The organism is Enterobacter sp. 3U4, assembly GCF_057224565.1.
In genome coordinates, this window is record NZ_CP136665.1 from 903,072 (window position 1) to 923,695 (window position 20,624).

The window sequence follows — 20,624 nt, forward strand, 5'->3', positions numbered from 1 at the left end:
CTCCCTGTAGGAGAAGGACGGGGTGAGGGCACCAGACCGCACCGCAACAGCCCTAGCTAAACATCACCTGCGCCCAGCGCGCCAGCCCTGCGGTAACGGAGCCAAAGTCATCGCCACCCGCAATCGGTATTCCCGGCAGCTGTTCCGCCAGCGCTTTCTTGATCAGCGGTGAACGGGCGCTCCCCCCGGTCAGGTAGATAACGTCCGGCTTCTCTTTGCCGTTCTCCAGCGCCAGCTGCACCTGCTCCAGAATACGCTGCAGCGGCTGGGCGAGCGCCGTCTCCAGCCCGTCCTGCGAAATGGCGGTGGCCAGTTCGTCACTGATGAACTGCAGCGAAACCCCATGTTCAGCGCGCTCGGAAAGGGCGATTTTGCTCTCTTCCGCTGTACGCACCACGCGGTAGCTCAGACGCTGACGCCACACTTTATAGAGCAGGGCGACCTTTTCGCCGTCCTGGGCATCGCGCACCAGATCGTTAAGGAAGCGGCCGTTGGCGGTGCTGTAAAAATCACTTTGCGCAGGCACATCGTTGATGGCAATCGCGTTCCACCACGGCAGGATTGGCAGGGCGATGCCTTTTTCCGTCTGACCGCCCATGCCGAGCAGCGGCATCAGGCTCTTGAATGCCAGGGCGATGTCAAGATCGTTACCGCCTACGCGGCAGCCGCTGTGCCCGAGCAGGCTGTTTTCACGATCGCGACGGTTATGCCACTGGGGGCCCATCAGCAGCAGCGAGCAGTCCGTTGTGCCCCCGCCGATGTCCACGACTAATACGCGCTTCTCTTCCGTCAGCGTGGCTTCAAAGTCCAGCCCCGCGGCAACAGGCTCATACTGGAATACCACGTCGCGAAAGCCTGCGCGGTGCGCCGCGCGTTCAAGGATCCCCTGCGCCTGCTGGTTGGCCTCGTCGCCGCCCAGCCCCTGGAAGTTGATCGGGCGGCCAATGACTGCCTGGGTAATCGCATCGGAGACCTGCGTCTGCGCCTGCTGACGAATATGCAGCATCATCGCGCACACCAGGTCTTCGAATAGCGCGACCTGCTGCGGCTTCAGGCCGCTGGCGCCGAGGAAGGATTTTGGCGACTTAACGAAATAGACTTCTTCGGGGTCTTCAACGTAGTGCCCGAGCGAAGAGAGGCCGAACTGCACGCTGGACGGCGTAACGTCGATATCTTCCTCGCGGTTAAAGCTGACCGCCCGGCGCAGCAGCGCCTGGGTCTCTGGCGCCGTGGCCGGAACCTGATGGTGGCGGAACAGCCACTCGCTCACCGCTTCACGCGTCGGCGCGCAGAGCATAGACGGCAGCAGCGTGCTCTCTTTTTCCATTTTCAGGAGCCGTGGCTGCCCGTTTTGCATAATCGCAACCGAGCAGTTTGCCGTACCGTAGTCAAATCCAATAAACACGATTAATCCCCATGCCGGTGAGAAGGGGCGAGACTTTAACGAAATGTCCGCATGGCGACAACAGGAATATGAAAGCAAGGCGAAACAGGGTCTTTCCGTTTATGCTGTGAAGAACCCAAAAGGAGAGACGATGTACACCCTTAACTGGCTTCCCCCTTACGACTGGCAGTGGATGTTTGGCTTTCTTGGCGCGCGTGCGGTAACGGGCATTGAAACCGTCACGCACGACTACTACGAGCGCAGTTTTGCCTGCGAGGGGCATCAGGGGATTTTCCGCGTGACGCCGGATATCGCATCACACACGCTGGCCGTGACCCTCAGCCCGGGGTTAATTCCGGTTGCGCAGCCGTGCCTTGAACGCATCGAACGCCTGTTCGATCTTGGCTGCAATCCGCAGCACATCGCGGAGACGCTGGGCGATCTCGGTGCTGCCCGGCCAGGCTTGCGTTTGCCGGGAGCGATGGATGCGTACGAGCAGGGCGTCCGGGCGATTCTCGGGCAGTTGGTGAGCGTGGCGATGGCGGCGAAGCTGGCGTCGCGCGTGGTGGCGCTATGCGGTGAACCCGTGGCGGATTGCCCGGGCTATCTCTGCTTCCCCACGCCGCAGGCGCTGGCGGCAGCGGACCCGCTGGCGCTGAAAGCATTGGGCATGCCGGTAAAGCGCGCTGAGTCGCTGATTCACCTGGCGCAGTCGGTTATCGACGGAACGTTTCCGCTTTTCCCGCCCGCAAATATAGAAGAGGGGATGAAGGCGCTACAGCAGCGGCCGGGAATAGGGCGCTGGACGGCAAACTACCTGGCCCTGCGTGGCTGGCAGGCGAAAGATGTGTTTCTGCCGGATGATTACCTGATTAAACAACGCTTCGCCGGAATGACGCCCGCACAAATTCGTCGCTATGCCGAACGCTGGCAGCCGTGGCGCTCTTACGCGCTGCTGCACATCTGGTATACCGACGGCTGGGCACCGTCAGTTGATGGCGAAATAGCTGGTGTTGAGCAGTAGATCCAGCGGCTGCGGCTCGGCGATGGTGTCACCAAAAATAAAATCGATGCCGATACCGGAGAGCGTATCCATCATGATGGGCTGGTTGCAGGGACCTGCGATGGTTTTCATTCCCAGACGCTGGGCGTGGCCCTGAATAATGGTGACCATCATCTCATCCATCAGATTGCCGTATACGTTGGTGACCACCTCCGCATCCAGCATCAGATAGTCGGCCATATTAGCGGTCAGGTGGGTAAAGACGTTCATATCGCGTCCCACCTGGCTGAAGATCACGCGGCAGCCCGCCTGACGGAGCTTTTGCAGACCCCGATGCAGGTTCTTTTCCGGGCTGCACACCACATCGGCAGAGATAACCAGATGCAGCAGACGGCCCGGCATCGGGCTTTTATCCAGCAGGTCGAGCAGTTCATCGACCAGCGTCACGCTGGCTAAACCGGCCTCCGAAAGCGGCAGCGCCACGCCCATGCCTTTACTGGCGATCTGTGCGGCTGAGGTGCGGAAAAACTCGCTAAAGATCCGTCTGTCGAGGGCGTGCAGAAGCTCAGGCTCCGCCAGGCCCGAGCGGAAAGCATGCTCTTCCTGAACTTCGCCCTGGCTGGTCCACAGGCGTAACGACAGCAGCCAGAAATTACTGCTCTCAGGGATGCGCGGGGAGGCGACGCTGCGGGCAATCATCATCAGATGATTGTCTTTAATCATGTGCCACTGTTCATCAAGCGACATCATGCTGCGCGTGTTGTGATCCCGCTCCTGCTGGGGTTCGTAAACCGTCACCATGCCGCGCCCGCTGTTTTTCGAGGCGTAACAGGCAATGTCCGCCTGGGACATGATCTCCGACGCCTGATGGTTATTTTCATCAATCAGCGTGATGCCGGCGCTGGCGCCGATCCGGTGCAGACGGCCTTCCCACATAAAGTGATAGTCATTGATCGTATGAATCAGGCGCCCGGCGATATAGCGCGCGCTTTCAATATTGCAGTCCGGTAACAGTAATCCGAATTCGTCCCCGCCCAGACGTGCCAGCACGTCGCTGGAGCGGAGCATGGTCAACATCAGGGAGGCCAGTTCCCGCAGCAGGGCATCGCCCGCCGCGTGGCCAGCCGTATCGTTGACGGCTTTGAAGCGATCGAGGTCGATAAACACCAGAGCATGACGCTGGCGCGTTTCGCGAACGGTCTGCAGGAGCCGTTTAAGATGGTTTTCGAAGCTGACCCGGTTTGCCAGATGGGTCAGGGCATCGTGGGAGGCGCTGTAGCTCAGCTGACGCAGCATTTTGCGCGACTCGGTCACGTCCTGAATCACGATCACCGAGCCGATATTCTGTCCATCCAGCGTGCTGAGCGGCGTAATGCTGTAGTGAATATCAAAATTGCCGCCGGTACGGCAGTTCAGCACCACGTCCTGATCAATATCGGAACGGGACATATCGCCGCTGTGAATATTCTCCATCAGCGGTCCTTTTTCACCAAAGGTGATGTGTAACACCTTCAGGATCGGCTGACCAATAGCCTCGGTCTGCAGCCAGCCGCTCATTTTCTCAGCCACCGGGTTCATAAAGGTGACGTTCATGTTGATATCGGTGCACAGCACCGCTTCACCGATGGAGTCGAGAGTAATGTGCAGACGCTCTTTTTCCTGGAAAAGCGCCTCGTTAAGCTGCTTAACCTCGGTCATGTCCATATTGATGCCGAGCAGCCGCTCGACTTCACCCTGCTTATTGAGCACCCGGTTCGCCAGGGAACGAATATGGCGCACGCCTTCTTTCACGCGGATGCGGAACTCCAGCTTAAACGGCAGCCGGGAAATCAGCGAGTCCCGCAGCACCTTCTCTGCGTGAGCGCGATCTTCCGGCAGCATCGTGTCGTGCCAGAGCTGCCAGGTGGGCTTGATGTGCGGCGGAATTTCATACAGCTCAAACATCCGCTTGTCCCAGCTGATAATGTCTGGCTCCAGATCCCACTCCCAGATGCCGATGCCCCCTGCTTCGTTTGCCAGGGTGATGCGCTCCATCAGGCGTTTATTGACCCATTCGGTCTGCTTCAGGTCGTTAATGTCTTCAATCTGGGCGATAAAATAGAGCGGCGAGCCGTCGGCATGACGCACCACGGAGACGGCAAGCAGCGCCCAGACCACTTCCCCGTCGCGCGTGTAATAGCGCTTCTCGAGGGTATAGGTATTGATGTCGCCGTTAATCAGCTGTTCGAGCTGCTCCAGGTCGGTATGCAGATCTTCCGGCCAGGTGAGCTGCTGGAAGGTCAGCGACTGGAGCTCCGTCTGGCTGTAGCCGAGGAAATTGCACAGCGCCTTGTTAGCCTGAAGCCATTTGCCTTCGATGCTGACCAGCGCCATACCGATGGCCGAATACTCCATCGCGTTACGAAAACGCTCTTCGCTTTCGGTGATGTGTTTGCGCTCCGCGCGGAAGGCGTACATCACCATGGTCATCACGTTAGCGGGCAGGAGCAGCATCAGGAACGGTAGCCACGGGGCGTTCAGCATCGGCCCGGCGTGCTGGGTGGTCAGCGCCAGAGGGTTCCGGGCAATCATCAGCGACACAACCATCACGGTAATCAGAAACACCATGAACGCTTCCATTCGCGGCAGGCGCACGGCGCTCCACATCAGCAGAACGATCACGCAGGTGAAGGGCCACGGCAGCCAGGTGATGGCTGCCCAACTGAGGGCTAGCGTTACGGCCAGCGTGGTCAGCGTTTCCAGCAGCAATCGCGGGTCACGGTGGCGCAGCAGATAATGCGGCTTAAACAACAGCCCTAGCGGCACCAGCGCCAGCGCGCCAATCGCTTCTGACAATACCCAGACGAAGAAATTACGCAGGGGCTCAGGGCCGGGTGCCAGCAGAGACACCAGAATACCGCCTACCAGCGGCGGCACCAGCGCGCTGCCAACGGCCACGCGGATCCAGTCGTTCAGATTCTGCAGCGGGTTATACCACGGGAGCCATTTGCGCAGGAACAGCGCGCCGATTGCAGCCTCAATGACGTTGATAGAAGGGTAGATAAGGCTGACCGACCCCCACGAAAACAGCATCCACGAGGCCAGAACGTTGCCGAACGAGCAGGCCAGGGCGATTCCTGGCCACATTTTTCCTGCATGACGGTAAAACGCCACCATCATAATCGCGGTGGGGAACCAGAGCGGGGCAAGCAGGGTACCGAACCGGGTGAGCTCCAGCGAAAATAAGGTAAAGATAAAGGTGACCAGGCCCAGACAGACAAGTCGTATTAAAGGATGTGGGGTGGTAACCAAAACCCGCTGGTATTGTTTATTCATTACCGCTTTATCCAGAGACGCCATGCCGTCAGGGAAGATGTCCGAACGCGTGAATTTGATAATTTGGTTTATGCTAGTACAAACAATTTACAATTCATATGGTGACCGCTCAGAATTTGACACCACAGACTTATTAAATAGAGGCTCCGTGAAAAAAAACGGTTAAACGCTGAAAAAACGTTCATTTAAATTTCACTCAGGGAATAAAGCGCTACTTTTCGGCCAGTCTCGCAGAACCTGTGCTTTCGACTGGTATCACGCCCGCGAAATCCCTATAATTGCCGCGTTTGACGCTCCGGCGTCGTCCTTCCTTAACATCCAGGTTAATCAGGTCGCTAAATTTATGACTGATAAGTCTCATCAGTGCGTCATTATAGGCATCGCCGGCGCATCGGCTTCAGGTAAAAGTCTAATTGCCAGTACGCTTTATCGCGAACTGCGTGAACAAGTAGGTGATGAGCATATCGGCGTCATTCCCGAAGACAGCTATTACAAAGATCAATCCCATCTGTCGATGGAAGAACGCGTTAAAACCAACTATGACCACCCAAATGCAATGGATCACAGCCTGCTGTTCCAGCATTTAGAAGCGCTTAAGAGCGGCCAGGCGATTGAGCTGCCCGTTTACAGTTACGTAGAACACACCCGCACGCAGGAAACCATCCGCATCGAGCCGAAAAAGGTCATTATCCTTGAAGGCATCCTGCTGCTGACCGACGCCCGTCTGCGTGAATCCATGAACTTCTCGATTTTCGTCGACACTCCGCTGGATATCTGCCTGATGCGCCGCATCAAGCGTGACGTGAATGAACGCGGCCGTTCGATGGACTCCGTGATGGCGCAATACCAGAAAACGGTCCGCCCGATGTTCCTGCAGTTTATTGAACCCTCCAAACAATACGCCGATATCATCGTGCCGCGCGGGGGTAAAAACCGCATTGCGATTGATATCTTAAAAGCGAAAATCAGCCAGTTTTTTGAATAAGCCGCGTGAATTGTGTACCGTTCAGAGATAACCTGGTTTTACCCTGAGCGCTTACCGACTCAGGGTACGATGCATGAAAGGAGAAAGAGGCATGCGTCTTTGTGATCGCGATATAGAAGCCTGGCTGGATGAAGGCCGTTTGTCTATTACCCCACGTCCACCTGTTGAGCGTATCAATGGGGTGACCGTTGATGTCCGGTTGGGGAATAAATTCCGCACCTTTAGCGGCCATACCGCACCGTTCATTGACCTCAGCGGGCCGAAGGACGAAGTCAGCGCCGCGCTCGATCGCGTGATGAGTGACGAAATCGTTATCGACGATGGCGAAGCCTTTTATCTGCATCCGGGTGAACTGGCCCTGGCGGTGACGTTTGAATCCGTCACCCTGCCTGCGGACCTCGTCGGCTGGCTTGATGGCCGCTCTTCGCTGGCGCGACTGGGGCTGATGGTTCACGTGACCGCGCACCGTATCGATCCAGGCTGGTCGGGGCGTATCGTGCTGGAATTCTTTAATGCCGGTAAACTGCCGCTGGCGCTGCGCCCGGGCATGATGATCGGCGCGTTGAGCTTTGAACCGCTGTCAGGCCCGGCAGATCGTCCTTACAACCGTCGGCAGGACGCAAAATATCGCGACCAGCAGGGCGCGGTTGCCAGCCGTATTGATAAAGACTGATCGTTAGCCCATTGAGGATGCCATGAGAAGAGTTCTGACAACGCTGATGATTTTGCTGGTGGTGCTGGTGGCTGGCCTTTCGGCGTTGGTTCTGCTGGTTAACCCCAACGATTTCCGCGCTTACATGGTGCGGCAGGTCGAGGCGCGCAGTGGTTATCAACTGAATCTTGACGGGCCGCTGCGCTGGCACGTCTGGCCGCAGCTCAGCATTCTCTCTGGCCGCATGTCGCTCACGGCACCGGGGGCGTCCCAGCCGCTGGTGTCCGCAGACAACATGCGCCTTGATGTGGCGCTGATCCCGCTTATTTCCCATCAGCTGCAGGTTAAGCAGGTGATGCTGAAGGGCGCGGTGATCCAGCTCACCCCGCAAACCGAAGCCGTGCGTGATGCCAATGCGCCGGTTGCGCCGCGCGAAAATACCCTTCCTGATGAGCCGTCCGATACCGGCTGGTCCTTTGATATTGGCAAGCTGAAAGTCGCCGATAGCGTGTTGGTTTTCCAGCATGAGCACCAGGAGCAGGTGACCGTACGCAACATTAACCTGCAGATGGAACAGGATGCACACCATTTAGCGTCGCTGGAGTTTAGCGGGCGCGTGAACCGCGATCAGCGCGATTTGACCCTGTCGTTGAATGCCAGCGTCAACGCCTCAGACTATCCGCATCAGCTTACGGCCGACATCCAGCAGCTGAACTGGCAGCTGACGGGGGCCGATCTTCCCACCCAGGGGATCGCGGGGCAGGGAACGCTGCAGGCCGTGTGGCGCGAAGAGCAAAAGCAGCTGGAGCTGGATAACCTCAACCTGCAGGCAAATGACAGTAGCCTCAAAGGGCAGGCGAGCGTCACGCTCGAAGAGAAGCCTAAGTGGGTACTGAATTTACAGTTTGACAAGCTCAATCTGGAAAACCTGCTGCCGCCTCTGCCGGCCAGCGCCACGGACAGCGATGCCACGCAGACGGGGCAAAGTCAGGCGCCGGTCTCACGTCCGGTTATCTCGTCTAATCTCGATCAACCTGACTATAACGCTCTGCGCGGATTCACAGCGGATATTCTGCTGAAAGCCAATAGCCTGCGCTGGCGCGGCATTGATTTTACCGACGTGAGCAGCCAGATGTTTAACCATAACGGTTTGCTGGTGATCTCCGAGCTGAGCGGTAAGATGGGCGCAGGGAATCTCTCGCTGCCCGGCACGCTGGACGTCCGTAAAGACGTTGCCAGCGCCGAATTCCAGCCGCGTCTCGACAACGTTGAGATTGGCACTATCCTGAAAGCGTTTAACTACCCGATATCCCTGACGGGGCAGTTGTCGCTCGCGGGTGACTTCTCAGGCACGAAAATTGATGCCGATGCTTTCCGCCGCGAGTGGCAGGGACAGGCGCATCTTGATCTGAAAAATTCCCGCATGGAAGGGCTTAACTTCCAGCAGCTGGTGCAGCAGGCGGTTGAGCGCAGCAGCGATGTGAAGGTCCAGGATAACTACGACAGTGCCACGCGCCTCGACAGCTTCACCACGGACCTGACGCTGGACAACGGACAACTCACACTCGACGGTATGCAGGGTGCCTCTTCACTGTTATCAATGACCGGTGAAGGTAAGCTGGATCTGGTGAAAGAGACGGCGGACACGCGCTTTAACGTGCGCGTACTTTCCGGCTGGCAGGGGGAAAGCAAGCTCATCGACTTCCTGAAAGAGACGCCGGTCCCGCTGACCGTATACGGCAAATGGCAGGCCCTGAATTACAGCCTGGAGGTGGATCAGATCCTGCGCAAGCATCTGCAGGATGAAGCGAAACGTCGGCTTAGCGGCTGGGCGGATCGCAATAAAGATTCACAGGACGGCAAGGATATGAAGAAGCTGCTGGATAAGCTTTGACGTTCGTTGCGCCGGGTGGCGGCTCCGCCTTACCAGGCAGCCAGTGCGGCCTGATGCCCTCACCCCGACCCTCTCCCACGGGAGAGGGAGCAAATACTAAAACGGCAACCCGGTTGCCGTTTTGTTTTACCTAAACCTCAAAATCCAGTTCTTCCTCATCCCGCAGCGGGATGAGCTGAACCTTCTGCACGCGATGATTTTCAATCTGTAGCGTTTTGAGCAGATAGTCGCCTACCTGAACCTCTTCTCCCGGCTGCGGGATACGCTGCAAATACTCCATCAGCAGACCGGCAATAGTGTGATACTCCCGTTTTTCATCCAGCGGCAGCGGCACGTATTGCACCAGGTCTTCCAGCGGCATATGGCCGTTCGCCGTCCACGAACCGTCTGCGTTTTTCTGAATATCATGGCGGGCATCAATCTCATCCACCTCGTTAGGCAAATTACCGGCGATGGTTTCCATTACGTCGCTGAGCGTCACCAGCCCTTCCACCGAACCAAACTCATCCACCACAAAGGCAAAGTGCGTACGCGCGTTACGGAATTGCTCAAGGGCGGAAAGCAGCGGTAGCCCCTCAGGGAAAACCAGCGGCTGGCGCACCAGTACGCGCAGGTTGAGCGCCTCGCCGTGAAGCTGCTGCTGGAGCAGGTCAATAACGTGCACCACCCCCAGCAGTTCCTCTTCCTCTTCACCGCCGGTTACCACCACGCGGGTGTGCTGGTTTTTATCCAGCAGGGCGCGAATATGCTCTTCCGGTGCCGTCAGGTCGATATGCTCAATGTCATGCCGCGAGGTCATGATGCTGCTGACCGTCCGCTGATTCAGATTGAGCACCCGCTCGATCATCCGTCGTTCCTGCGGGTCAAAGATCAGCCCGTCGCTGTGGTCGGCCAGCATGGCGGAGGATTCGGCGTCCAGCTCCGCATCCTCTTTCTTACCGCTTAGCAGGCGCATAACCGTGTCGGCCGTGCGCTGACGAAGGGTTTGATTCGCGGACAGGAAGCGGCGGCGGTTAAATATCGCCAGCTGGTTGAGCGCTTCAATCATGACGGAGAATCCGATGGCGGCGTACAGGTAGCCTTTCGGAATATGGAAGCCAAAACCGTCGGCCACCAGGCTAAAGCCAATCATCAGCAGGAAGCTCAGACAGAGGATCACAATGGTCGGGTGACTGTTTACAAAGCGGGTCAGCGCCTTGCTGGCCATTACCATTAGCGTGATGGCAATAATCACCGCGGCCATCATTACCGCAAGGTGGTCCACCATCCCGACGGCGGTGATCACCGAGTCAAGGGAGAAGACCGCATCCAGCACCACGATTTGCGCCACTACCGGCCAGAATTTCGCTCCGCGGCGCTGGGTGGGGTTCTCGCTGTCTTTGCCCTCCAGCCGCTCGTTGAGCTCCACCGTGGCTTTGAACAGCAGGAACAACCCGCCGAAGAGCATGATCAGATCGCGGGCACTAAAGCTCAGGCCGTGAATGGAGAACAAAGGCTGAGTGAGCGTCACCAGCCAGGAGATAGAAGCCAGCAGCAGTAACCGCATCACCATCGCCAGCAGCAGACCCGTCACGCGCGCGCGGTCGCGCTGGGAAGGCGGCAGTTTTTCAGCAAGGATGGCGATAAAAACCAGATTATCAATCCCGAGCACCAGCTCGATGACGACCAGCGTAACCAGCCCGGCCCAGATTGAGGGATCGGCAATCCATTCCATAGTAATAGCAATACCTTCTGTTATATGACGAATGTCACACTTCGATCATGGATAAAGCTGGGGGAAATTGCAATGCCGGGCTGAGATTTCTCTTAATACGGCGCTTAAAAAAGAGAGCATTCTCAATAATGTGTAAATAAGCGAAATGCGAATATTTAATTGCAGGGATAGCATTTTAGGATATATCGCAGGCGGTATTTTTTACTCTCATCTTGTCAATATAAAGAAAATCCTAAAAGGTCAAAAATTTGCTCTTAATATTAATCTTAAAAACCGATATTAGGACAGTTGTCTCCTTGCCTGCTATTAGGTTAGCTGCAACAATTCTCCCAGCATCAAATGTTAAATCTCGGTGTTGCTATTAATGTTCGGTCTTCAGGAGATGGTTATTCATTATCCGTCGGGTTTCTCAAGCGACTGATATATTTCCAGAAGACCTTGCTCAAGAGGGTGTCTATCCATAACACATTGTTTAGTCAGTGGATTGGTAACTGAAAGCCAAGGGCGGTAGCGTGCCTGAAAGCGTGTGAATCAGCCTCGATTATTCTGTCAATAGCCAATGGATGAATAAGCTTTTTTTAGGACTGATGCCAGTTATATTTCTATTTGATTAACTGCATGCTGAAACCCAATACGACTCGAGCTTATTTAAATTGCACAGGATAATTACTCTGCCAAAGTGATAAATAATCAATGATGAAATCCAAAATGAAATTGATGCCATTATTGGTGTCTGTGACCTTGATGAGTGGTTGCACGGTCTTTCCCGGCAGCAATATGTCAACAATGGGTAAGGATGTGATCAAGCAACAGGATGCCGATTTTGATCTCGACAAAATGGTGAATGTTTATCCACTTACGCCTCGACTGGTCGAACAATTACGTCCACGTCCGAATGTTGCCCAGCCGAATATGTCGCTGGACCAGGAAATTGCGTCCTACCAGTATCGCGTGGGTCCGGGTGACGTGATCAACGTGACCGTCTGGGACCACCCCGAACTGACCACGCCAGCGGGCCAGTACCGCAGCTCAAGCGACACCGGTAACTGGGTGCAGTCAGATGGCACCATGTTCTATCCCTACATTGGTAAAGTACATGTTGCAGGGAAAACGCTTGCCGAGATCCGTAGTGATATTACCGGCCGCTTAGCGCAGTACATCGCCGATCCGCAGGTGGACGTTAATATCGCCGCATTCCGCTCGCAAAAAGCCTATATCTCCGGCCAGGTGAACAAATCCGGCCAGCAGGCCATCACCAACGTTCCTCTGACCGTACTGGATGCCATTAACGCCGCGGGCGGGTTAACCGACGGTGCCGACTGGCGCAATGTCGTGCTCACCCACAACGGGAAGGAGCAGCGCATTTCGCTGCAGGCGCTGATGCAAAACGGCGATCTGACCCAGAACCGCCTGCTCTATCCGGGCGACATTCTCTACGTGCCGCGCAATGACGATCTGAAAGTCTTCGTGATGGGTGAAGTGAAGAAACAGAGCACCCTCAAAATGGACTTCAGCGGTATGACGCTGACCGAAGCGCTGGGCAATGCTGAGGGTATCGATCTGACGACCTCTAACGCGACCGGTATCTTCGTTATCCGTCCGCTGAAAGGTGAGGGTAGTGCGAAAGGCAAGATTGCCAACATCTACCAGCTGGATATGTCCGATGCGACCTCTCTGGTGATGGCAACGGAGTTCCGTCTCCAGCCATACGATGTGGTGTATGTCACCACCGCGCCGGTTGCCCGCTGGAACCGTCTGATCAACCAGTTGCTGCCAACCATCAGTGGCGTTCGCTACATGACGGATACGGCGCGCGACATTCATACCTGGTAATCCGCGATGTTTAACAAAATTCTGGTGGTATGCGTGGGGAACATTTGTCGTTCCCCTACGGCTGAACGGTTGTTGAAACACTACCAGCCCGAACTGACCGTTGATTCGGCAGGGCTGGGTGCACTGGTCGGTAAAGGTGCCGATGAGCGCGCAACGAGCGTGGCGCGGGATCATCACCTCTCTCTCGACGGTCACGTGGCCCGCCAGGTCACTGGCCGCATGTGCCGGGAGTATGACCTGATCCTGGCGATGGAAAAACGCCATATTCATGCGCTGTGCGATATCGCTCCAGAGATGCGCGGCAAGGTGATGCTGTTTGGTCACTGGGACAATGAACGTGAAATCCCCGATCCGTATCGCAAAAGCCATGAGGCCTTTGAGGCGGTTTACACCTTACTTGACCAGTCTGCCCAACAGTGGGCGCAGGCACTGAAAGTTCAGCAGGGATAACAATGACAGAAAAAACAAGACCTTCTGCCGCCCCGACTTCGGGCAGTGATGAAATTGATATTGGGCGCCTGGTCGGCACTGTTGTAGAGGCAAAATGGTGGGTGCTGGGCATTACCGCCGTGTTCGCGGCGGCGGCCGTCGTCTATACGCTGTTCGCCACCCCTATCTACAGTGCCGACGCGCTGGTGCAGATCGAGCAGAATACCGGCAACTCTCTGGTGCAGGACATTGGCTCCGCGCTGGCGAACAAGCCGCCGGCCTCCGACGCTGAAATTCAGCTCATCCAGTCACGCCTGGTGCTGGGCAAAACGGTTCACGACCTCGGGCTCGATATCTCCGTCACCAAAAATACCTTCCCAGTCTTTGGTGCCGGCTGGGATCGTCTGATGGGGCGAAGCAACGACACGGTGAAAGTGACTGACTTCGTGCTGCCGAAAGGGGCTGCCGATCAGACGTTTACCCTGACGGTTCTGGGGCCGAAACAGTACCAGCTAACCAGCGACGCGGGTTTTAGCGCCCGCGGCGAAGTGGGGCAGATGCTGACCAAAGACGGCGTCAGCATGATGGTCAGCGCGATTAACGCCCAGGAGGGTGGTGAATTTACCGTCACCAAATTCTCCACGCTGGGGATGATCAACAATCTGCAAAACAACCTGACCGTCACCGAAAACGGTAAGGACACCGGCGTGCTGAGCATGACCTTTACCGGTGAAGATAAAGATCAAATCCGCGACATCCTGAACAGCATTACCCGCAACTATCTTGAGCAGAACGTTGAGCGTAAGTCGGCGGAGGCGGCGAAAAGCCTGGCCTTCCTCGCGAAACAGCTCCCGGAAGTGCGCGGCCGTCTTGATGATGCCGAGAACAAGCTGAACGCCTATCGTCAGGATAAAGACTCCGTTGACCTGCCGCTGGAGGCGAAATCGGTCCTTGATTCGATGGTCAACATTGATGCGCAGCTCAACGAGCTGACCTTCAAAGAGGCGGAGATTTCCAAGCTTTATACCAAACGTCACCCGGCCTACCGCACGCTGCTGGAGAAACGCCGCACGCTGGAAGAGGAGAAGGCGAAGCTCAATGACCGCGTGACCGCGATGCCGAAAACGCAGCAGGAGATCGTGCGTCTGACCCGCGACGTGGAGTCCGGACAGCAGGTTTACATGCAGCTGCTGAACAAGCAGCAGGAGCTGAAAATCACCGAAGCCAGTACCGTGGGTGACGTGCGCATCGTCGACCCGGCCATTACCCAGCCTGGCGTACTGAAGCCGAAGAAAGCGCTGATCATCCTCGGCAGCATTATTCTCGGCCTGATGCTCTCCATCGTGGGCGTGCTGCTGCGTTCGCTGTTCAACCGCGGTATCGAAAGCCCGCAGGTGCTGGAAGAGAGCGGTATCAACGTCTATGCCAGCATTCCGCTGTCTGAGTGGCAAAAATCCCGTGACCGCGTCAAAACCATCAAGGGCGTCAAGCGTTACAAACAGAGCCAGCTTCTGGCGGTGGGTAATCCGACCGACCTCGCCATCGAAGCGATCCGTAGCCTGCGTACCAGTCTGCACTTCGCCATGTTGCAGGCCAAAAACAACGTCCTGATGTTGACCGGCGTGAGTCCGTCAATCGGTAAAACCTTCGTCTGCGCCAACCTGGCGGCGGTGGTCAGCCAGACCAACAAGCGCGTGCTGCTGATCGACTGCGATATGCGTAAGGGCTATACCCACGAACTGCTGGGTACCAACAACGTTAACGGTCTGTCGGAAATCCTGCTCGGCAAAGGTGACATTAGCCAGAGCGCGAAACCGACAACGGTGCCGAAATTTGACCTGATCCCACGCGGTCAGGTGCCGCCTAACCCGTCCGAGCTGCTGATGAGCGAGCGCTTCACCGAGCTGGTGGAGTGGGCGAGTAAAAACTACGACCTGGTGCTGATCGATACGCCGCCAATTCTGGCCGTGACCGACGCAGCGGTTGTTGGCCGCCACGCTGGCACCACGCTGATGGTAGCGCGTTACGCGGTGAATACCCTGAAAGAGGTGGAAACCAGCCTGAGCCGCTTCGAGCAGAACGGGATTGAGGTGAAAGGGGTGATCCTGAACTCCATCTTCCGCCGCGCGACCGGGTACCAGGATTACGGCTATTACGAATACGAATACAAGTCTGACAGTAAATAACAAAACACCCCCCACACCCCTCACCCTAACCCTCTCCCCAAAGGGGAGAGGGGACTGTTCGGTGCTGGATTTGGGGGACGAACGTAATGATAACCACTGGCTGCCTTTCACCCTCTCCCCTTTGGGGAGAGGGCCGGGGTGAGGGGAAAAAATGATCACACAACGCCCTTTAGTTTCAATCTATATGCCGACATGGAATCGTCAGCAGCTGGCGATTCGCGCAATCAAGTCGGTGTTACGTCAGGATTACGATAACTGGGAGCTGATCATCGTTGATGACTGCTCTTCCTCGTATGAACAGCTGCAAAAGTTTGTGACTGACCTCAACGACCCGCGGGTGGTCTATACGCACAACGCCATTAACTCAGGCGCCTGTGCTGTGCGTAATCAGGCGATTATGCAGGCCAAAGGGCAGTATCTGACCGGCATCGACGACGACGACGAATGGACGCCGAACCGTCTGTCTGTCTTCCTGTCGCATAAAGAGCAGCTGGTCACCCACGCTTTCCTGTATGCCAACGACTATGTCTGCCAGGGCGAGGTGTACTCGCAGCCCGCGAGCCTGCCGCTGTATCCGAAATCACCTTACTCCCGCCGCCTGTTCTACAAGCGCAACATTATTGGTAACCAGGTCTTTACCTGGGCGTGGCGCTTCAAAGAGTGCCTGTTCGATACCGAACTCAAGGCCGCGCAGGATTACGATATCTTCCTGCGCATGGTGGTGGAATATGGCGAGCCGTGGAAAGTGGAAGATGCCACGCAGATCCTGCACATCAACCACGGGGAGATGCAAATCACCTCCTCGCCGAAAAAGTTCTCCGGCTACTTCCATTTTTACCGCAAGCACAAGGACAAGTTTGACCGTGCCAGCCGTAAATATCAGCTCTTTACCCTCTATCAGATCCGCAATAAGCGCATGAACTGGCGCACGCTGCTGACGCTGTTTTCCGTGCGTAACGGCAAGCGCCTGGCTGATGGACTTCGGGGGAAATAATGTTTCTGGAAGATTGCCGCGCTAACAGCTGGAGCCTGCGTCCGTGCTGCATGGTTCTGGCGTACCGCATCGCGCACTTTTGCTCGGTGTGGCGTAAGAAAAACGTGCTCAACAATATCTGGGCGGCACCCGTGCTGGTGCTGTACCGCATCATCACCGAATGCTTTTTCGGCTATGAAATCCAGGCCGCTGCCACCATTGGCCGCCGCTTTACCATCCATCACGGCTATGCGGTGGTGATCAATAAATTCGTGGTCGCCGGGGATGATTTCACCATTCGTCATGCGGTAACCATTGGCAACCGCGGCCCTGACAGCCTTGCCTGCCCGGTCATCGGCAATAACGTCGAGCTGGGGGCGAACGTGGTGATCGTTGGTGACATCACGATTGGTAACAACGTCACGATTGGTGCTGGCAGCGTGGTGCTGGACAGCATTCCGGATAACGCGCTGGTGGTGGGAGAAAAAGCCCGCGTGAAGGTGATTAAATGAACATTCTGCAATTTAACGTACGCCTCGCAGAAGGCGGAGCGGCAGGCGTAGCCCTGGATCTACACCAGCGCGCGCTGCAAAAAGGACTTCAGTCTCGTTTTATTTACGGCTACGGCAAAGGCGGCAAGAAAAGCGTCAGCCACGATAATTTTCCGCAGGTGCATAAGCACACGCCGCGTCTGACCTCGATTGCCAACATTGCGCTGTTCCGTCTGTTTAACCGCGACCTGTTTGGCAACCTGAACACGCTTTACCGTACGGTGACCCGCACTACCGGCCCGGTTGTGCTGCATTTTCACGTGCTGCACAGCTACTGGCTGAATCTGGAAGAGGTGGTGGCGTTTTGTCAGAAGGTGCAGGCCCACAAGCCCGACACCCGTTTCATCTGGACGCTGCACGATCACTGGAGCGTGACGGGCCGCTGCGCGTTTACCGACGGCTGCGAAGGCTGGAAAGATAACTGCCAGAAGTGCCCGACGTTAAGCAACTACCCGCCGGTGAAGGTGGATCGCGCGCATCAGCTGGTGGACGGAAAGCGCCAGCTGTTCCGCGACATGCTCTCGCTCGGCTGTACCTTTATCTCCCCGAGCCAGCACGTAGCCGATGCCTTCAACAGCCTGTACGGGGCAGGGCGCTGTCAGATTATCAACAACGGGATCGACGTGGCGACGGAAGCCATTCTTGCCGAGCTGACCCCGGTGGCGAAAACCGCGGGCAAACCGAAAATCGCTATCGTTGCGCATGACCTGCGCTACGACGGTAAAACCAACCAGCAGCTGGTGCGCGACATGATGGCGCTGGGTGACAAAATAGAACTTCATACATTCGGCAAGTTTTCACCGTTCGAAGGGGCCAACGTGGTGAACCATGGGTTTGAGACCGACAAGCGCAAGCTGATGAGCGCGCTGAATGAAATGGACGCGCTGGTGTTCAGCTCCCGCGTGGATAACTACCCGCTGATCCTCTGCGAAGCGCTCTCTATCGGCGTGCCGGTGATCGCCACCCACAGCGATGCGGCGCGTGAAGTGCTGGAAAAATCAGGCGGGAAAACCTTCACGGAGCAGGAAGTCCTGCCCCTGGTACAGCTGCCGAAGGCGCAGATTGCTGAGATCGTTTTTGGCACTGACCTGGAATCGTTCCGCAACCGCAGCCGCAAGGCCTACAGTGGACAACAGATGCTGGAGGAATATGTCTCGTTCTATCAGAATCTGTAGTTATCTACTGCTGCCGCTGATTTATCTGCTGGTCAACGTCAAAATTGCCCAGCTTGGCGAAAGCTTCCCGATAACCATCGTGACCTTCTTGCCCGTTCTGCTTCTGCTGTATGTCGATAAAATCAACCTCAAGAAGCTGATGATTGCCCTGGGGCTGGGCACGGGCCTGACGCTGTTTAACTACATCTTTGGCCAGTCGCTGGATGCCAGTAAATACGTCACGTCGACCATGCTGTTTGTTTATATTGTTATTATTATCGGAATGGTCTGGAGTATTCGGTTTAAAACTATTTCTCCGCACAATTATCGGAAAATCCTTAGGTTTTTTTATATTGCCGTTGCGTTAATTGTTATGCTTGCCGCGCTGGAGATGGCGCAGATTATTCTGACCGGCGGCAGCAGCCTGATGGAGATAATTTCGAAATATCTCATTTACAGTAACAGCTATGTATTGAACTTCATCAAGTTTGGCGGAAAGCGTACTACGGCCCTCTATTTTGAACCGGCGTTTTTCGCTCTGGCGTTAATCTCAATTTGGCTCAGCATCAAACAGTTTGGTATCAAAACGCCTAAGACCGATGCTATGATTCTTGCAGGAATTGTTCTGTCTGGATCGTTCTCAGGGGTAATGACATTTATCCTGTTTTACCTGCTGGAGTGGGCGTTCCAGTACCTGAACAAAGATGCGATTAAGAAAAAACTGCCGCTGGCGATTATCTCTCTGACGGTATTTATGGTAGGCGTGATATTTGCCTTCCCATACATCTCAGAGCGTCTGGGTGATTTGGGAACGGAAGGATCTTCGTCCTATTATCGCATCATTGGGCCACTGGTGATGGTGGGTTATTCCTTAACCCATATTGATGGGGTAGTAAGATTCGGCTCACTTTACGAATATGTTGCATCATTCGGAATCTTTAACGGTGCGGATGTCGGTAAAACCATAGACAATGGTCTGTATCTGTTAATTATTTATTTTTCGTGGTTCGCCGTACTGTTGACCCTGTGGTATCTGTTTAAAGTTTTCAAAATGATGATTAACGCGTTTGGTGATAACCAGAACTTTCGCGTTCAGCTTTATCTTTTTACTCCGGTGTCGCTGTTTTTTACCGGGTCAATATTTAGCCCGGAATATGCTTTCTTGATTGTCTGTCCGTTTATTCTGCGCAAAGCGCTTAATATTACGAACGTATGACGAAATGAGGTGATTTATGTTTCTTAGCGTCATTACTGTCGCTTTTCGTAATTACGAAGGGGTGGTAAAAACCTGGCGCTCGCTGCGCAACCTGGCGCGCGATCCAAGCCTCACCTTTGAGTGGATTGTGGTCGACGGCGGCTCGAACGATGGCACGGCGGAGTTTCTGGAAAAACTCAACGGTGAGTTCAACTTACGCTACATCAGTGAGAAAGATAAAGGCATCTACGATGCAATGAATAAAGGCATTAACATGGCTCAAGGCCGTTATGCCATCTTCCTGAACTCGGGCGACATTTTCCATGATGACGTGGCGCTATTTGCCCGTCAGCTGGCTCGCCAGAAAGAGGACGCCATGTATATTGGCGATGCGCTGCTCGATTTTGGCGACGGACATAAAGTGTGTCGCAGCGCGAAGCCAGGCTGGTATATCTATCACAGCTTGCCTGCCAGCCATCAGGCCATTTTCTTCCCGGTAAAAGGTCTGAAAAAACAGCCTTACGATTTGCAGTATAAAGTGTCTTCGGATTATGCACTGGCGGCCAGCCTGTATAAATCAGGTTACCCGTTCCGTCGAATTAAAGGGCTGGTATCTGAATTTTCAATGGGCGGCGTGTCAACGTCTAATAATCTGGAATTGTGCCAGGATGCCAAAAACGTACAGCGCAAAATATTACGCGTACCAGCATTCTGGGCGGAATTGTCTTATTTATTGCGCGTGCGCACCACGGGTAAAACGAAAGCCTTATATAACAAAGTCTGAATATAAGGAAACGTAATGCAGGATCTGAAAGGTTTCTCCGTACCGAAAGGTTTTCGGGGCGCGGGCGGTATTAAAGTGCAGCTGTGGTGGGCCGTTCAGGCCACCTTGTTTGCCTGGTCACCGCAAATACTGTACCGCTGGCGAGCATTTTTATTGCGCCTGTTTGGCGCAAAAATAGGAAAAAACGTAGTCATCCGACCTTCGGTAAAAATTACCTATCCGTGGAAATTGACGCTGGGGGATTACGCCTGGGTAGGGGATGACGCGGTGTTATATACCCTTGGCGAAATAACAATTGGCGCAAATTCGGTTGTTTCACAGAAATGTTATTTGTGCACCGGTAGCCACGATTTTATGAGTCAGCATTTTGATATTACCGCTTCGCCTATTGTGATTGGTGAAAAATGCTGGCTGGCAACGGATGTTTTTGTTGCACCGGGTGTTTCTGTTGGCGATGGCACGGTAGTCGGTGCCCGCAGCAGCGTTTTTAAATCGCTACCGGCAAATAAAATTTGCCGTGGCAACCCCGCAGTGGTGATACGCGAACGCGTTGAAACTGATTAAATTCATAA

At 55.2% G+C, this 20,624-nt stretch carries 16 protein-coding genes; 13 read left to right on the top strand and 3 right to left on the bottom strand.

The window, feature by feature from the left end:
* Positions 1 to 52: 52 nt before the first annotated feature.
* A complete protein-coding gene (gene yegD, locus RVY89_RS04235; RefSeq protein ID WP_484826997.1) occupies positions 53 to 1,405 on the bottom strand; it encodes a molecular chaperone in 1,353 nt (450 codons plus the stop codon).
* Between the two features lie 130 nt (positions 1,406 to 1,535).
* On the opposite strand from yegD, the gene alkA reads away from it, so the two are divergent.
* Complete coding sequence (alkA, locus tag RVY89_RS04240) at positions 1,536 to 2,408, top strand: DNA-3-methyladenine glycosylase 2 (RefSeq protein ID WP_484826998.1); 873 nt, start codon at positions 1,536 to 1,538, stop codon at positions 2,406 to 2,408.
* Here the strand turns inward: alkA and RVY89_RS04245 are convergent.
* The gene (locus tag RVY89_RS04245; protein WP_484826999.1) at positions 2,373 to 5,702 is read right to left on the bottom strand and encodes a diguanylate cyclase; all 3,330 of its coding nucleotides are present in this window, start codon (positions 5,700 to 5,702) and stop codon (positions 2,373 to 2,375) included. The two genes, alkA and RVY89_RS04245, sit on opposite strands and share 36 nt — an antisense overlap.
* 343 nt (positions 5,703 to 6,045) lie before the next feature.
* Between RVY89_RS04245 and udk the strand changes: the two genes are divergently transcribed.
* The 3 genes from udk (at position 6,046) to asmA (ending at position 9,233) form a co-directional block, all read left to right on the top strand.
* Positions 6,046 to 6,687, top strand: a complete 642-nt coding sequence (gene udk / locus RVY89_RS04250) for a uridine kinase (RefSeq protein ID WP_008500855.1) — start codon at positions 6,046 to 6,048, stop codon at positions 6,685 to 6,687.
* A 91-nt stretch (positions 6,688 to 6,778) separates the two neighbouring features.
* Positions 6,779 to 7,360 (top strand): dCTP deaminase, encoded by a 582-nt coding sequence (gene dcd, locus RVY89_RS04255; RefSeq protein WP_024908111.1) that lies wholly within the window; start codon positions 6,779 to 6,781, stop codon positions 7,358 to 7,360.
* Between the two features lie 22 nt (positions 7,361 to 7,382).
* On the top strand, positions 7,383 to 9,233 hold the full coding sequence (gene asmA, locus RVY89_RS04260; RefSeq protein WP_484827000.1) for an outer membrane assembly protein AsmA: 1,851 nt from the start codon (positions 7,383 to 7,385) through the stop codon (positions 9,231 to 9,233).
* A gap of 130 nt (positions 9,234 to 9,363) precedes the next feature.
* On the opposite strand, the gene RVY89_RS04265 is transcribed toward asmA, so the two are convergent.
* Positions 9,364 to 10,947 (bottom strand): TerC family protein, encoded by a 1,584-nt coding sequence (locus tag RVY89_RS04265; protein ID WP_023312406.1) that lies wholly within the window; start codon positions 10,945 to 10,947, stop codon positions 9,364 to 9,366.
* 693 nt (positions 10,948 to 11,640) lie between these two features.
* Between RVY89_RS04265 and RVY89_RS04270 the strand changes: the two genes are divergently transcribed.
* The 9 genes from RVY89_RS04270 to wcaF all read left to right on the top strand — a co-directional run bounded on the left by RVY89_RS04270 (position 11,641) and on the right by wcaF (position 20,616).
* A complete protein-coding gene (locus RVY89_RS04270; RefSeq protein WP_014170829.1) occupies positions 11,641 to 12,780 on the top strand; it encodes a polysaccharide export protein in 1,140 nt (379 codons plus the stop codon).
* Positions 12,781 to 12,786: 6 nt separating this feature from the next.
* Complete coding sequence (wzb, locus tag RVY89_RS04275) at positions 12,787 to 13,230, top strand: low molecular weight protein-tyrosine-phosphatase Wzb (RefSeq protein ID WP_371897242.1); 444 nt, start codon at positions 12,787 to 12,789, stop codon at positions 13,228 to 13,230.
* 2 nt (positions 13,231 to 13,232) lie between these two features.
* On the top strand, positions 13,233 to 15,395 hold the full coding sequence (wzc, locus tag RVY89_RS04280) for a tyrosine-protein kinase Wzc (RefSeq protein WP_371897241.1): 2,163 nt from the start codon (positions 13,233 to 13,235) through the stop codon (positions 15,393 to 15,395).
* 151 nt (positions 15,396 to 15,546) lie between these two features.
* Positions 15,547 to 16,389, top strand: coding sequence for a colanic acid biosynthesis glycosyltransferase WcaA (wcaA, locus tag RVY89_RS04285; protein ID WP_484827001.1), 843 nt, complete (start codon positions 15,547 to 15,549; stop codon positions 16,387 to 16,389).
* Positions 16,389 to 16,880 (top strand): colanic acid biosynthesis acetyltransferase WcaB, encoded by a 492-nt coding sequence (gene wcaB / locus RVY89_RS04290; RefSeq protein WP_032642828.1) that lies wholly within the window; start codon positions 16,389 to 16,391, stop codon positions 16,878 to 16,880. The genes wcaA and wcaB overlap by 1 nt, the downstream gene beginning before the upstream one ends.
* On the top strand, positions 16,877 to 18,094 hold the full coding sequence (wcaC, locus tag RVY89_RS04295) for a colanic acid biosynthesis glycosyltransferase WcaC (RefSeq protein ID WP_484827002.1): 1,218 nt from the start codon (positions 16,877 to 16,879) through the stop codon (positions 18,092 to 18,094). Before wcaB ends, wcaC begins: the two co-directional genes overlap by 4 nt.
* Positions 18,069 to 19,289 (top strand): colanic acid polymerase WcaD, encoded by a 1,221-nt coding sequence (gene wcaD, locus RVY89_RS04300; RefSeq protein ID WP_029742034.1) that lies wholly within the window; start codon positions 18,069 to 18,071, stop codon positions 19,287 to 19,289. Before wcaC ends, wcaD begins: the two co-directional genes overlap by 26 nt.
* Positions 19,290 to 19,305: 16 nt before the next feature.
* Positions 19,306 to 20,052: a colanic acid biosynthesis glycosyltransferase WcaE gene (gene wcaE / locus RVY89_RS04305; protein ID WP_484827003.1), complete on the top strand. Its 747-nt coding sequence runs from the start codon at positions 19,306 to 19,308 to the stop codon at positions 20,050 to 20,052.
* Positions 20,053 to 20,067: 15 nt separating this feature from the next.
* Positions 20,068 to 20,616, top strand: coding sequence for a colanic acid biosynthesis acetyltransferase WcaF (wcaF, locus tag RVY89_RS04310; protein WP_126535008.1), 549 nt, complete (start codon positions 20,068 to 20,070; stop codon positions 20,614 to 20,616).
* Positions 20,617 to 20,624 lie beyond the last annotated feature (8 nt).